This is a genomic window from Agathobaculum ammoniilyticum (assembly GCF_025567315.1).
GTDB lineage: Bacteria > Bacillota > Clostridia > Oscillospirales > Butyricicoccaceae > Agathobaculum > Agathobaculum ammoniilyticum.
Genome location: NZ_JAOQJE010000004.1, coordinates 104,434 through 118,089 on the forward strand (window position 1 = coordinate 104,434; position 13,656 = coordinate 118,089).

Below are 13,656 nucleotides of genomic sequence, written 5' to 3' on the forward strand. Positions count from 1 at the left end.
GGCAAAGCAAATGATACAGCAGGCGATCCACACAGTGATCAACGGCAGGGATCTGGATTATGACACCGCCCGCGCCACGATGCAGGAGATGATGGACGGTACGGCGACCGATATCGAGATGGCGACGCTGCTCACCGCCCTGCGCATGAAGGGCGAAACCATCACCGAAATCACGGCCTGTGCCGAGGTGATGCGCGAAAAGGGCGCGCATATCGAGCCGCGCGGCGCGGTGATGGACATTGTCGGCACCGGCGGGGACGAGGTCGGCTCGTTCAACATCTCGACCACCGCGTCCTTTGTCGCGGCGGCGGGCGGAGTGCCGATCGCCAAGCACGGCAACCGCTCGGTGTCGTCCAAGTCGGGCGCGGCAGACGTGCTCGAAGCGCTGGGCGCGGCGATCGACCTGTCCCCAGAGCAGAACGAGCGCGTGCTCACGGAAACCGGTATCTGCTTCCTGTTCGCGCAGGGCTATCACAAGTCGATGAAAAACGTTGCGCCCGTGCGCAAGGGTATGCGCGAGCGCACGCTGTTCAACGTGCTGGGGCCGCTGTCCAATCCGGCGCGCGCGACCATGCAGTTGCTCGGCGTGTACGACGAAAAGCTGGTGCTGCCGATGGCGCAGGTACTCTCCAACCTCGGCGTGACGCGCGGCATGGTGGTCTGCGGCGGGGGCATGGACGAGGCGAGCCTGCTCGGGGAGAACAAGGTGTGCGAGATCCGCTTCGGCAAGCTGACGCCGTATGCGTTCACGCCGGCCGACCTCGGCCTGCCGTCCTGCACGGTGGCCGACCTGCGCGGCGGCTCGCCGCAAGAGAACGCGCAGATCACGCGCGACGTACTTTCGGGCAAAGAGCGCGGCGCGAAGCGCAGCGAGATACTGCTCAACGCGGGTATCGCGCTCTACCTTGGTATCGACGGCATCCAGCTCGCAGATGGCATCAAAAAGGCCGCGGAGCTGATCGACAGCGGCGCAGCGTATGCCAAGCTGGGACAGTTTATCCGGACGACACAGGAGGTATCCGCATGATCCTGGACGAAATTGCCGCCCATGCGCGCGAGCGGGTCGCGGCAGCCAGGGCGCGTGTCCCGCTGGAGGAGCTCAGGGCGCGGGCCGAAGCCCTGCCGCGCGGAGACTTCCGCTTTGAAAAGGCGCTCGCGGGCAGAGAAGCCGCATTCATCTGCGAGATCAAAAAGGCCAGCCCCTCCAAGGGCGTGATCGATCCGCAGTTCGACTACCTTGGCATTGCCGGGCAGTACGAGGAGGCGGGCGCGGACTGCATCTCGGTGCTGACCGAGTCGAAATGGTTCCTCGGCTCGGACGATATCTTCCGTGCGGTACGGCTGGCGGTCGATGTTCCCCTGCTGCGCAAGGATTTTACGGTGGACGAATATCAGCTCTACGAGGCGAAGGTGTTGGGCGCGGACGCGGTACTGCTGCTCTGTGGGCTGCTGGATACGGATACGCTGCGGCGATATCTTGCGGTCTGTGACGCGCTCGGCCTGTCCGCGCTGGTGGAGACGCACGACGAAGCGGAGTTGCGTTCCGCAGCTGCAGCGGGTGCGCGGGTAATCGGCGTGAATAACCGCAACCTGAAGGATTTCTCGGTCGATTTGAACAATGCAGCGCGGCTGCGCGCGGGCGTGCCGGCGGGCGCGGTCTTTGTCGCAGAGAGCGGCGTATCCTGTCCGGCGGACGCGGCTGCGCTGCGGCAGGCTGGGGCGGACGCGCTGCTGGTGGGCGAATACCTGATGCGGTCGCTCGATAAGGAGGAGGCGCTGCGCGGCCTGAGGGAGGCGGTGAAATGAAGCTCAAATTCTGCGGCCTGACCCGCAAGCAGGATATCCTGGCTGCAAATGCGGCCCGCCCCGACTATGTCGGCTTTGTGTTTGCGGACAGCCGACGCCGTGTGACCGAGGAACAGGCGGCGCGGCTGCGCGCGCAGCTTGCGCCGGGCATACAGGCCGTGGGCGTGTTTGTCAATGACGAACCGGAGCGCATCGCAGCGCTGGTAAACGCGGGCGTAATCGACCTGGTGCAGCTTCACGGCGGGGAAAACAGGGCGTATCTCGATCGCCTGCGCGGTATGACAGGCGCGCAGGTGCTGTATGCGGTCCGTGTGGGGGCGTATGCGGATATTGAACGGGTAAAAGACTATCCAGTGGAATTCCTGCTGTTGGATGCTTCGATAAAAGGCGTCTGCGGTGGGAGCGGACACACATTTGACTGGTCGCTGATCGGGGCGGTGGAAAAGCCGTACTTCCTCGCCGGAGGCCTGAATGAAAGCAACCTCCCGCTCGCCCTGCGCACGGGCGCGTACGCGCTCGACCTGTCGAGCGGGATCGAAACGGACAGCGTCAAGGACGAAACAAAAATGCGCCGCGTGGCGGCGCTGGTAAGGGGAGAACAGCCATGAGCAAAGGACGATTTGGCGTACACGGCGGACAGTACATGCCGGAAACACTGATGAACGCGGTCATTGAACTCGAACAGGCGTATGAGCGCTATCAAAACGACCCCACCTTTCAGGCGGAACTGACCGGACTGCTGAACGATTATGCAGGCCGTCCGAGCCGCCTGTATCATGCGGCGCGCATGACGCGCGATCTGGGAGGAGCGAAGGTTTACCTCAAGCGCGAGGACCTGAACCACACAGGCGCGCACAAGATCAACAACGTGCTCGGGCAGGTGCTGCTGGCCAAAAGAATGGGCAAGACCCGCGTGATCGCGGAGACTGGCGCGGGACAGCACGGTGTGGCTACAGCAACCGCCGCCGCGCTGATGGACATGGAGTGCGAGGTGTTCATGGGGCGCGAGGACACCGAGCGGCAGGCGCTCAACGTGTACCGCATGCGGCTGCTGGGTGCGCGGGTGCATCCGGTGGACAACGGCACGGGTACGCTCAAGGACGCGGTCAGTGAAACCATGCGCGAGTGGACCAGCCGCATCGAGGATACGCATTACGTCCTCGGCTCGTGCATGGGGCCGCACCCGTTCCCGACCATTGTGCGCGATTTCCAGGCGGTGATCTCCAGGGAGATCAGGGCGCAGGTGCTGGAGCGGGAAGGCCGCCTGCCGGACGCGGTGCTGGCGTGCGTGGGCGGCGGCTCGAACGCCATCGGCGCGTTCTACCACTTCATTGAGGATAAGGGCGTGCGGCTGATCGGCTGCGAGGCCGCGGGCCGCGGCGTGGACACGGCCGAGACTGCCGCCACTATCGCCACCGGACGGCTGGGCATTTTCCATGGCATGAAGAGCTATTTCTGCCAAGACGGGTACGGCCAGATCGCGCCGGTGTATTCGATTTCCGCAGGGCTGGACTACCCAGGCATCGGGCCGGAGCATGCCTACCTGCACGACATCGGCCGCGCGGAATACGTCGCCGTCACGGACGACGAGGCGGTGGAAGCGTTCGAGTACCTGTCCCGAACCGAGGGCATTATACCGGCGATCGAATCCGCGCACGCGGTCGCGCATGCGATGAAGCTCGCGCCGCAGATGGGCAAAGACCAGATCATTGTCATCAACATTTCAGGCCGCGGCGATAAGGACTGCGCCGCGATCGCGCGTTATCGGGGGGAGGATATCCATGAGTAAGGTAAGGCAGGCATTTGCCCGCGGCAAGGCGTTCATCCCGTTCGTCACCTGCGGCGACCCGTCGCTCGCGGTGACCGAGGCGCTGGTCTGCGCAATGGCGGAAGCGGGCGCGGACCTGATCGAGCTTGGCATTCCGTTTTCCGACCCGACCGCGGAGGGGCCGGTCATTCAGGCGGCGAACGAACGTGCGCTCGCGGGCGGCGTGACGACGGATAAGATTTTCGACATGGTGCGCCGTTTGCGCGCCAGAACCGACGTGCCTATGGTATTCATGACCTATGCCAACGTGGTGTTCTCTTATGGGGCGGAACGGTTTATCCGCACTGCGGCGGAGGCCGGCATGGACGGGCTGATCCTGCCCGATCTGCCGTATGAGGAAAAGGGTGAATTTGATCCGCTGTGCCGGCAGTACGGGCTTGATCTGATCTCGCTTGTCGCGCCGACCTCGCACGAGCGTGTCCGTGCGATTGCGCGCGCGGCCGAGGGCTTTGTGTATTGCGTGTCCTCGCTCGGCGTGACCGGCGTGCGCTCACATATCACGACCGACGTGGGCGCGATGGTGCGGCTGGTGCGGGAGGAGCGCGATATCCCGTGCGCGGTCGGCTTCGGCATTTCCACACCCGCGCAGGCGGCGGAAATGGCGGCGAAGTCGGACGGCGCGATTGTCGGCTCGGCGATCGTCAAGCTGTGCGCCCAGTACGGCGCGGACTGCGTGCCGCCGGTCACAGCCTATGTACGCGAGATGGTACAGGCAGTGCATGCGCTGTAAAAATGCAAAAAAGTGGAGGAAACTCCTGTTTCCTCCACTTTTTTGCAAATAATGACCAGCCGGTCAGCCGTTGCCCGTAGGGATGAACGGGCGGATGGCCATGGCGACGCCGGAGATCGGCATGGTCTGCAGCCAGATTTTGCCCGGGCCGGTCAGGGTAGTGTTAAACAGCCCCTCACCGCCGAGCAGCTTGTTTTTCAGGCCGGGTACCTGCTGGATATCGATGGACACGCTCGGCTCAAAGCCCGCGACGTTTCCGGTGTCAACCACCATTTTCTGCCCCGCAGCCAGATCGTATTCGACCAACTCGCCGTCAATCTCAACAAAGGCGGTGCCGGAACCGGACAGGCGCTGCATAATGAAGCCCTCACCGCCGAAAAAGCCTGCGCCCAGCTTTTTATTGAAATGGATGGAAAGCTCAACTCCCGCTTCCGAGGCGAGGAATGCGTTTTTTTGCACGATCATTTCGCGGCCGGGGGCGATATCGAGCGGCAGGACTTTGCCGGGGAAGCTGGAGCCGAAAGCGATCATGCCCGCGCCGTTCGCGGTATAGATGTTCTGGAACATGCTTTCGCCGGAAAAAGCTTTGGAAAACATTTTCCCAAGGCCGCCGCCGCGCGTTTCCATCTGCATATTGGGACTCATCCAGACCATAGAACCCTTTTCCGTGATCATCTGCTCGCCGTCGGCCAACTGGCAGACCACGACCGGAAATACGCCGCCCTTGATTTCATAATTCATACGGTATCCTCCTTTTACAGTGCTGAGGTGAATAAAACTTCCATTTTTATAGTATCGTGGAAACGGGATGCTGTCAAGCAAATGGAACAAGGCTTGTATCCGGTTCGTCTAATATGATATAATTGAAAACATAATAAAAGGAATACCGATTTGCCAGGGCGGGTTTGGCTGTGCGCGGCCCTTGTGCCGGAAGGCTGCTGCCGTGGCGCTGTGATGCAAAAGGAAGGAGGCGTTTTGGATGAAAAAACGTACTTTGATTGTTATTGTGGTCCTGATAGTAGTCGCGTTGATCGCGGCGGCATGCGTATATGGCTATGTGTCGGGGCGGCAGCAGACACAGGAAGAGCCGCCCGTCAGCGAACCGGAAAAGCCAGCGGAGCCGGAAGGGCCGGATACGCCGGACAAGCCGGACGAGGAGCCGGTGCAGCCAGACAACCCCAACCCTTCGGGCGGGGAGTCGGTGATCGTGTATGTGCCGGATGAACAGGGCGAAACCCTGACGCCGGTCGGCGCGGACGCGAAGGACGACTCGGATCAGGCATTGGTGGACGCGCTGATCGCGGCCAATTCCCTGCCGGCTGGTGTCGAGGTCCAGTCGTCGTCCGTGGAGGACAGCGTACTCAAGCTGGACATGAACGCCGCCTATGGCGAGGCGGTCCGCGCGTCCGGCACCACGGGAGAGAGCATGCTGATCTATTCGCTGGTCAATACGTTCGCGCAGGCGCGCGGCGTGGATCAGGTTTTGATCACAGTGGACGGCGCTCCGCTCGAAACCGGACACGATATCTATGACTATCCGTTAACGGCAAACAGCAACCCGTAAAGGTATGGACGGCCCCTGCGAAAACGCAGGGGCCGTTTTTTGCGCCATATGCAGGAAAAGACAGGGGATAATTCATATTGATAAAAAGCACAGGCGGTAAGCCACCGGACGCACCCGAGGCGTCCGGCGGCTTTTTTCTTTGCGGGGTTATAAATTTTTATTGTAGCAATCCTGACAAAGCGCCGTAGGGAAATTTGTGATTATTGTCGGGAGTGTGTTAAATCTTTATTCAGATGGACCTAAAAAGTTGGAAGCTGTCCCTCTGAAACATGGAAAGTTTGTGCGAATTGTTTAAAATGAAACGTACAAAAAGAAAAAATATATGCAATAGTACGATTGGAGGCGGAGGAGGACAGGATATGGAACAATGTTACAATTTGCAGACCTGCGCGGCGAATTCATCATTGGAGCAGGATATCAGGCTTTGCGCGGACGTGGGTTTTTCCTCGGTGGAAATCGATTTTCAAAAGGCGAGAAACTATCTGCAGGAACACACGCTGCAGGATCTCAGCCGGCTGATGCAAGCGCACCGGATGCGGTGCGCCTCGATAAATGCAATATTTTCCATAAACTTTTGCACAGAGCAGCAGTGGGAGGACGTATGCGCCCAGTTGGACTTCGCCTGCGACCTGGGGGAAGCGGCCGGTGCGGATCGGGTGATCGTCCTTTCTAACGAACGGGCCGATCTGCCGGCAGGCGTCACCGACGAAGCGGTCTTTACGGACACGCTGCAGGCGTTGCATCGCCTAGCGGACAGGGGCGGGGCGAGAGGGATGAAGATCGCTTTCGAGCCGGTCGGAACCATGGCGATCGGGGATATCGGCACCGCTTGGCGGCTGGTGCAGGCGGCGGACCGGCCGGAGGTCGGGCTGGTGATCGACGATTTCAACCTGTACTTGTGGGATGTGGGCGCGGACTTTGATGTGATCTGCCGCATCGCGCCGGAAAAGGTGTTCATGGTGCATCTCAACGATGCGGAAAAGATTCCGTTTGCGCGGCTTGACCAGAACCACCGCTGCATGCCGGGAGACGGGCGGATCGACGTGCGGCGATACATGGAATGCGTCCGCGCCTGCGGCTATGACGGTCCGGTATCGGTTGAGGTGCTCAATTCGGAGATCTGGGCGAAAGGACCGGAGACGGTTATCCCTGAGGCCTATGAGAAAATGGGGAAATTCGTCGATTGATGTGCGATTGATGCGCGGCTGTTGCTGCAGGACAGCCGCGGATTGAGGAATGATGCATGCGTTAGGAGGGGGAGACGGAATCAAGCATAAGCGGAAAAGAGGATAAAACAATGATACGGAATAGGAGAACGGTATGACGAATTTACAAAATGAAAGCAAACGCTTCTATGTCAAAATTGGTACCGGAGAAAAGCTCGCCTATGGCTTCTGGGGCTTTGGCAGCGACCTGGTATTCCAGACGATCACGATTTACTTAACGTTTTTCTACACGGATATCTTCGGCATCACGCCTGCTCAGGTAACCGCACTGTTCCTGGCCGCGCGTGTCTGGGACGCGATCAACGACCCTCTGATGGGCGCGATCGTGGAAAAATGTCATTTCAAGCATGGCAAATACATCCCCTGGTTCGTGGGGCTGTGTATCCCGTACGGCATTTCGACGGTGCTGGTATTCACAACGCCGGAAAGCATCAGCAAGGTTGCGTACGCGTGGTTTACTTATATCCTGTTTGGTATGCTGTTTACCGGCATCATCATTCCGGTGACCTCGCTGTCCTCTTCCATGACGCAGGACCCGATCGAGCGCGCTAAACTCAATTCGTTCCGTATGTTCTGCTCGGGTATCGGCGGCGTGGCCTGCTCTATCTTGGTGCCAAAGCTGTCCGAATCGCTGGGTACTACGCCGCAAAACGGCTACCAGCGCGCCATGCTGATCCTCTCGGTCGTAATGGTGATTTCGTTCCTTGTGGCTGGTAAGGTGTGCAAGGAGCGCGTGCCGGAATCCGCGATGGATAAGGAGGAGCCGTTCCGCTGGCGGGATATCGGTACGCAGTTTGCAAAGAACAAGCCGCTGCTCATCCTGTTTGTCATGTATCTGGCGGCCTACACCTACAACATTCTGGTTTCCTCGGTCGGCACTTACTTCCTGCAGTACAACGTGGTGCAGTATAACATCTCTACCTCGATGGATATGGGTACTTGGAATCTGCTGCAAACGCTTCCGTCCATTATCCCGATGCTGTTCGTACCGGCGATTGCACGGCGCGTGGGCAAAAAAATGACCGTAATTTACGGCTGCGCGATCTCCACGATCGGCATGCTGCTGTTCTTTGTCATGCCAAACACAATGATGATCGGCTTCTGCATTGGCAAGGCGCTCGGCTCGTTCGGCTACGGCATGACGCTGGCAACGATCTGGTCCACCCTGCCGGATTGCGTGGAATACGGCGAATATGTCACCGGACGCCGCTGCGGCGGCTTGATCTTCTCGCTCGCATCGTTCTCGATCAAGATCTCCATGACGATCGCGGGTATCCTGCCGACCATCCTGTTCAGCTTCACCGGCTATGTGGCGAACGCGGTGCAGAACGAAGCGACACTGACCGTTATCAAGGCGCTGAATTCTCTGGTGCCGGCGGTCATCCTGATCATTGGCATTCTGGTTTATACGCGGTACTCGCTGACCGAGAAGCGGTTTGACGAGATCGTAGAGGAGCTGACCCGCCGCCGTATGGCTGCCAAGCAGGCGGAGGACTGAGCTGCAACACAACAACGCAACAAGAATAAGGAGGCTAAACGCAATGAAAGTGGTATGCGGTATTAAGGTCGGTAATATGAAGGATCCGGACGAGACGAAGCGGGGCAAGGTCGGCATTGTCGACTTTGCGGTAAAGCCGGTCGGGCCGGAGGAAGTGAAGATCAAGGTTGCGTATTGCTCGATCTGCGGCTCGGATCCGCATATCGTGGGCGGCGCGTTTGGTCTGGAGCCGCCGTTCGGCCTGGGGCATGAGATGTCGGGCGTGATCGTCGAGCTGGGCGAGCGCGCCGGCGATACTGGACTCAAGGTGGGCGACCATGTGGGCGGCAATTTCCTGCATTACTGCGGAAGCTGCTATTACTGCAAGACCGGCAATCCGGAATACTGTGAGAACGCGGGCAATGAGCCATGCATGGCGGAGTATGTCGTTTGGCACAAGTCCCAGGTGGTCAAGCTGCCCAAGGGCGTCAGCCTGCTACAGGGCTGCATGATGGAGCCGCTTTCCATCGGCGTGCGCATCATGGATAAGTCCAACCTGCAGACCGGCGGCCGCGTGCTGGTTTCCGGCGGCGGTCCGATCGGCCTGATCACCTGCCAGCTGTTCAAAAAGCGCGGCGCGGCCTGCCTGACCCTGTCCGAGCCGAACCAGGAGCGCTGCGCGATCGCCAGGAGCATCGGCGTGGATTACACGGTCGATCCCACGAAAGAGGACCTGTTTGCGCGCGGCATGGAGATCACCGAGGGGCATGGCTATGACGTGATTGTCGAGGTTTCCGGCGTGCCGGGCGCGGCGCAGTCTGTGCTGCCGCTTGCGGCAAAGTGCGGCACCGTGCTGTTTTCCGCGATGTTCCCGAATTCGTACGACCTGCCGTTCAACCTGTACGAGTACTGCTACAACCGGCAGATCACGGTCAGCGGCACCTACTGCACGCATTTCAACTTTGAGCGCACGGCGCTGATGCTGCCGGATATGGATTTCAGCGCGTTCACAAAGCCGGAGCAGATCTTTGATATCGATGACTGCGAGCAGGCGTTTGCGGCGCACCTGAGCGGCAAATATCCGAAAATCGTCATCCGATGCAACCGGTTTGACGGGGAATAACAAGGAGGGTCTTGAAGATGAGCGAGAAAAAGCTGTTGACGATTGCGGAGCTGGAGGACAAGTGCGTCGATATCCGGAGCGATCTGCTGAATTTTATTTACCGCATCGGTATGGGCCATCTGGGCGGCGAGCTGTCCATTGTGGAGATGGCGGTCGCGCTGTATTACAAATACCTGAACTTTGACGTCATGGACCCGCACAAGGAGGGCCGCGACCGCTTCATCCTCTCCAAGGGCCATTGCTCGGAGACGCTGTACACCATCTTTTCCGATCTGGGGGCGTACACGCAGGACTACATGGTCGAGCACTTTGAAAACCTCGACCAGTACAAGTTTGGCATGCACTCCAACCGAAAGAAATGCCCGCAGATCGAGGTTTCGGCTGGCTCGCTCGGCCACGGCCTGCCGATCGCGGTCGGCTATGCGCTCGGCGCGCGCTACCGCAAGGAAAACTACCGCGTTATCGTCATGATCGGCGACGGCGAATTCGACGAGGGTACCAACTGGGAGGCCCTGATGGCGGGCGGCCATTACCAGCTAAACAACCTGACCTGCATCCTGGACAAAAACGGCCTGCAGATGACGGGTACGACCGAACATGTCATGAACATAGATCCGGTGGCGGACAAGGTGCGCGCATTCGGCTGGGAGGTCATCGAAATCGAGGACGGCAACGACATGGCGCAGGTCTGCGCGGCGCTCGACCACCTGCCGGAGCGCGACTATGCAAAGCGCGCCAAGCCGACGTTCATTATCTCCAACACGGTCAAAGGCAAGGGCGTTTCCTTCATGGAAGGCAACCACAAGTGGCACGGCGGCGGCATCGGTGAAGAGGATCTCAAGACCGCGCTCGCGGACGTTGCAAAAATGAGAAAGGCGTGATGAACGATGGCAGCGAAAACGACTTACGATTTTGATATGATGCTCTCCAACGCCCGCGAGGCGTACGGCGAGGAGCTTTACAAGATGGCCTGCGAGGGCAAGGATTTTGTGTTTACCTTCAGTGATAATGTGGCGCCGTCCTCCTCGGCGGGCAAGCTGCTCAAGGAGTTTCCGGAGCGGTGCTTCAACTTTGGCATTGCCGAGCCCGACCAGGTCGGCGCGTCGGCAGGTCTGGCGCTGTCCGGCTGCACGGTGTTCTCTCAGGTGTTCGGTCCGTTCCTGCCCCTGCGCGCGGCCGACCAGATCCATACCGACATTGCGTATAACGACGTGAAGGTCCGTCTCATCGGCACCCATTCGGGCGTGACCGCGGGCGGCGGCCCGACCCATAACGACATCGCAGACCTGGCGCTCTACCGCGCTATCCCCAACCTGACGGTTGTCGTTCCCGCTGATGCGGCGCAGTGCTGCAAGTTTATCCGTGCGTCGATGGATTACGAAGGTCCCATGATTATCCGCATCGACCGCGCAGGCTCGCCGAACGTCTACGCCGAGGATTATGAGCTGACCATTGGCAAGGCGATCGAGACGCTGGAGGGTACGGACGCCTACATCATCTCGTGCGGCTCCAACCTGTACGAGTGCCTGATGGCGGCCAAAATGATGAAGGAAAAGCATGGCTCGAGCATCGGCGTTCTGGATATGCACACCATCAAGCCGCTCGACGAGGACGCCATCCTGCGTGTGGCGCAGAAGACCGGCAATATCGTCACCGTAGAGGACCACTCGATCAACGGCGGTCTGGGCGGCGCGGTGGCCGAGGTCCTGTGCGAGGTCAGCTACAAGGGCAATTTCCGCCGTGTCGGCATGCCGGATGAGTTCGCTGTGCTGGGCTCGACGGACGACATCTACCATTATTACGGCATGGACCGCGATGGCATCACGGCAAAGCTGGAAGAGATGCTGCGCCTGTGACCGGACGACTGTTTTAGAGGGAAAGCGAGGGAATACTGAAATGATGACACAAGTCATGGGCTGCTGCGGAAAGTATGTGCAGGGCTACGGCGTGCTTCACGACCTGAACAAATATGTGGACTGGATGGGTTCAAAATTTCTGGTCGTCGCCAGCAAAAACCGGATGCGCGACCTGAAGGACACCATATCCGTCGCGCTCGCGGGAAAAGAAGTCTCCTTTTATGAGTTTTCCGGCGAATGCAGCTGGTCCAATATCCAGAAGCTGATGGACGCGGCGCAGTCGTTCGGCGCACAGACGCTGATTGGCATTGGCGGTGGAAAGGTGGTGGATTCGGTCAAGGCGGCGGCGTTTAAGGGCGGGCTGCTCAACGAGGTCATCATTCCGACAATTGCGGCGACCGACGCCTATACCAGCGCGGCATCCTGCATTTACGACGAACAGACGCACATGATGACCGAGGCGATCAACTCCCCCAAAAACCCCGACCTTGTGCTGGTGGATACCGAGATCCTGCTGAAAGCGCCGGTACGCCAATTCGTCTCTGGCATGGGCGACGCGCTTTCCACCTATGTCGGCGGCCTAGTGTGTCAGGACAATTATTTTAATAATCACCACGGCGGCGTGGGTACGCACAGCGCGCTGGCGATCGCCAAGCTGTCCTACGACATGCTGTTCCGGTACGGCCGGCAGGCCAAGCTGGCCGCGGAAAAAAGGGCGCTGAGCGACGCATATAATGCTATAATAGAAGTGAACATACTGATGAGCGGCATGGGGTTTGAAAACAACGGCTCTTCTTCGGATCACAGCTTTTATTTCGGCACCTTGGCGCTGCCGGACCGAGAGGAATATGTTTACCACGGCGAGGGCGTGGCGTTCTCCACCTGCTGCCAGCTCGTGATGCAGGGCGCATCCAATGAACAGCTTGACGAGGTTTACCGCTTCTGTCGGGATGTGGGCCTGCCCATCACCTTTGATGATATGCATTTGAGCGACCTGACGGACGAAGAGTACGATATCATGACAAAAGCGGCGCTGGAGCAGGGCTTCATACACAACCAGCCGTTTGAGGTCACTTATGAGAAGGTGCTTGGGGCTTATAAGGCGGCAGATGCGATAGGCCATCTGTACCATGAGGGAGGATCGCTGCTGTAAATATGAATGACCGGCAGTATATGAAGAACATAGCGGAGCTTGCGTTTTCCGGATATAAATTTGTTGTATATTATGCGGAAATGCTCGACCGCTGGATCGCCGAATTCCCGCATAACCATCCCATGTATGAGATCTATTATGTACTGGAGGGGAATGTAAGGATCAATATTGCCGGTACGGTGCAGGAATTGCGGGAGGGGCAGGCGTGCGTCCTTTCCAAGGATATCAAGTACCATCTGTATTACGACCCTGACGTACCCAAACGGTACTTTGCGCTGATCTTTGACATTGTCCCCTGCGAGCGGCTTGCCATGAACGGGCCGGATGGGACAGCCGAGCTTGCGGATATCCGGCAGGCGCTGCTTCCGGTCGATAGAACAGGCTTTCAGATACTCAACGCACATGCAGACGCACGGCAAAACGTCGAACGCATCCTTGCGGAAATCAGGGAGCGCCGGCTCGGCTGGAATACGCAGGCAGTCATGCTGTGCTATCAGTTTTTCGTTTTGACGCTGCGGCAGATCATGAGAGCGCCGGTCAGGGACGTGCATTTCTCCGGTCATGAAAACCTGGCGATGCAGGTGTCCATGTATATCCATGCGCATTATCCGGAAAATATTTCGGTGGAAAGCGTGGCTGAAGCCCTTAACGTATCGCCGCGCCACATCAATCGGGCCTATAAAGCGATGTTCTCTACAACATTTATGAAAAACACCAACCTGCTCCGCATTGCATACGCAAAAAATTACCTGTGTACGACCGATTTGTCCATCGAGGAGATCGCGGAAAAGATCGGCTTCACCTCATCGCGGGCGCTGTACAAGCTGTTTCAGCAATATGAGGGGCTTTCCCTGTCGCAGTATCGGGAGCGGCATAAAAAAGACAACTGAATA

At 58.8% G+C, this 13,656-nt stretch carries 14 protein-coding genes; 13 read left to right on the forward strand and 1 reads right to left on the reverse strand.

Annotated elements, in window-relative coordinates:
* The first annotated feature begins 10 nt into the window (after positions 1–10).
* From trpD to trpA, 5 genes are read left to right on the forward strand one after another with little or no spacing between them, the layout of a single operon-like run.
* On the forward strand, positions 11–1,027 hold the full coding sequence (trpD, locus tag OCV66_RS05910; protein ID WP_054326793.1) for an anthranilate phosphoribosyltransferase: 1,017 nt from the start codon (positions 11–13) through the stop codon (positions 1,025–1,027).
* Positions 1,024–1,806: an indole-3-glycerol phosphate synthase TrpC gene (gene trpC / locus OCV66_RS05915; RefSeq protein ID WP_054326794.1), complete on the forward strand. Its 783-nt coding sequence runs from the start codon at positions 1,024–1,026 to the stop codon at positions 1,804–1,806. The genes trpD and trpC overlap by 4 nt, the downstream gene beginning before the upstream one ends.
* Positions 1,803–2,414, forward strand: coding sequence for a phosphoribosylanthranilate isomerase (locus OCV66_RS05920; protein ID WP_054326795.1), 612 nt, complete (start codon positions 1,803–1,805; stop codon positions 2,412–2,414). Before trpC ends, OCV66_RS05920 begins: the two co-directional genes overlap by 4 nt.
* A complete protein-coding gene (trpB, locus tag OCV66_RS05925) occupies positions 2,411–3,595 on the forward strand; it encodes a tryptophan synthase subunit beta (protein WP_054326796.1) in 1,185 nt (394 codons plus the stop codon). Before OCV66_RS05920 ends, trpB begins: the two co-directional genes overlap by 4 nt.
* The gene (trpA, locus tag OCV66_RS05930; RefSeq protein WP_054326797.1) at positions 3,588–4,364 is read left to right on the forward strand and encodes a tryptophan synthase subunit alpha; all 777 of its coding nucleotides are present in this window, start codon (positions 3,588–3,590) and stop codon (positions 4,362–4,364) included. Before trpB ends, trpA begins: the two co-directional genes overlap by 8 nt.
* 63 nt (positions 4,365–4,427) lie before the next feature.
* Here trpA and OCV66_RS05935 read toward each other — a convergent pair whose 3' ends face one another.
* Entirely contained in the window at positions 4,428–5,105 is a 678-nt protein-coding gene (locus tag OCV66_RS05935) for a TIGR00266 family protein (protein ID WP_054326798.1), read from the reverse strand.
* 238 nt (positions 5,106–5,343) lie between these two features.
* Here OCV66_RS05935 and OCV66_RS05940 point away from each other — a divergent pair, with 238 nt between their 5' ends.
* From OCV66_RS05940 to OCV66_RS05975, 8 genes are all read left to right on the forward strand, one after another.
* Positions 5,344–5,928, forward strand: coding sequence for a GerMN domain-containing protein (locus OCV66_RS05940; RefSeq protein ID WP_054326799.1), 585 nt, complete (start codon positions 5,344–5,346; stop codon positions 5,926–5,928).
* Between the two features lie 359 nt (positions 5,929–6,287).
* Positions 6,288–7,115, forward strand: a complete 828-nt coding sequence (locus OCV66_RS05945; RefSeq protein ID WP_054326800.1) for a sugar phosphate isomerase/epimerase family protein — start codon at positions 6,288–6,290, stop codon at positions 7,113–7,115.
* A gap of 133 nt (positions 7,116–7,248) precedes the next feature.
* Complete coding sequence (locus tag OCV66_RS05950) at positions 7,249–8,652, forward strand: MFS transporter (protein WP_107630892.1); 1,404 nt, start codon at positions 7,249–7,251, stop codon at positions 8,650–8,652.
* 43 nt (positions 8,653–8,695) lie between these two features.
* Positions 8,696–9,754, forward strand: coding sequence for a zinc-dependent alcohol dehydrogenase (locus tag OCV66_RS05955; protein WP_054326803.1), 1,059 nt, complete (start codon positions 8,696–8,698; stop codon positions 9,752–9,754).
* A gap of 17 nt (positions 9,755–9,771) precedes the next feature.
* Complete coding sequence (locus OCV66_RS05960; protein WP_107630890.1) at positions 9,772–10,635, forward strand: transketolase; 864 nt, start codon at positions 9,772–9,774, stop codon at positions 10,633–10,635.
* Positions 10,636–10,641: 6 nt separating this feature from the next.
* Positions 10,642–11,610 carry a transketolase family protein gene (locus tag OCV66_RS05965; protein WP_107630889.1) on the forward strand — a complete coding sequence of 323 codons (969 nt, stop codon included), beginning with the start codon at positions 10,642–10,644 and terminating at the stop codon, positions 11,608–11,610.
* Positions 11,611–11,650: 40 nt separating this feature from the next.
* Positions 11,651–12,763 carry a glycerol dehydrogenase gene (locus tag OCV66_RS05970; protein WP_054326805.1) on the forward strand — a complete coding sequence of 371 codons (1,113 nt, stop codon included), beginning with the start codon at positions 11,651–11,653 and terminating at the stop codon, positions 12,761–12,763.
* Between the two features lie 2 nt (positions 12,764–12,765).
* Positions 12,766–13,653 carry an AraC family transcriptional regulator gene (locus OCV66_RS05975; protein WP_147573955.1) on the forward strand — a complete coding sequence of 296 codons (888 nt, stop codon included), beginning with the start codon at positions 12,766–12,768 and terminating at the stop codon, positions 13,651–13,653.
* The last annotated feature ends 3 nt before the right edge of the window (positions 13,654–13,656 follow it).

Coding starts and splice junctions, on each gene's coding strand:
- trpD (WP_054326793.1), top strand. CDS start 11: ATGATACAGCAGGCGATCCACACAGTGATCAACGGCAGGGATCTGGAT.
- trpC (WP_054326794.1), top strand. CDS start 1,024: ATGATCCTGGACGAAATTGCCGCCCATGCGCGCGAGCGGGTCGCGGCA.
- OCV66_RS05920 (WP_054326795.1), top strand. CDS start 1,803: ATGAAGCTCAAATTCTGCGGCCTGACCCGCAAGCAGGATATCCTGGCT.
- trpB (WP_054326796.1), top strand. CDS start 2,411: ATGAGCAAAGGACGATTTGGCGTACACGGCGGACAGTACATGCCGGAA.
- trpA (WP_054326797.1), top strand. CDS start 3,588: ATGAGTAAGGTAAGGCAGGCATTTGCCCGCGGCAAGGCGTTCATCCCG.
- OCV66_RS05935 (WP_054326798.1), bottom strand. CDS start 5,105: ATGAATTATGAAATCAAGGGCGGCGTATTTCCGGTCGTGGTCTGCCAG.
- OCV66_RS05940 (WP_054326799.1), top strand. CDS start 5,344: ATGAAAAAACGTACTTTGATTGTTATTGTGGTCCTGATAGTAGTCGCG.
- OCV66_RS05945 (WP_054326800.1), top strand. CDS start 6,288: ATGGAACAATGTTACAATTTGCAGACCTGCGCGGCGAATTCATCATTG.
- OCV66_RS05950 (WP_107630892.1), top strand. CDS start 7,249: ATGACGAATTTACAAAATGAAAGCAAACGCTTCTATGTCAAAATTGGT.
- OCV66_RS05955 (WP_054326803.1), top strand. CDS start 8,696: ATGAAAGTGGTATGCGGTATTAAGGTCGGTAATATGAAGGATCCGGAC.
- OCV66_RS05960 (WP_107630890.1), top strand. CDS start 9,772: ATGAGCGAGAAAAAGCTGTTGACGATTGCGGAGCTGGAGGACAAGTGC.
- OCV66_RS05965 (WP_107630889.1), top strand. CDS start 10,642: ATGGCAGCGAAAACGACTTACGATTTTGATATGATGCTCTCCAACGCC.
- OCV66_RS05970 (WP_054326805.1), top strand. CDS start 11,651: ATGATGACACAAGTCATGGGCTGCTGCGGAAAGTATGTGCAGGGCTAC.
- OCV66_RS05975 (WP_147573955.1), top strand. CDS start 12,766: ATGAATGACCGGCAGTATATGAAGAACATAGCGGAGCTTGCGTTTTCC.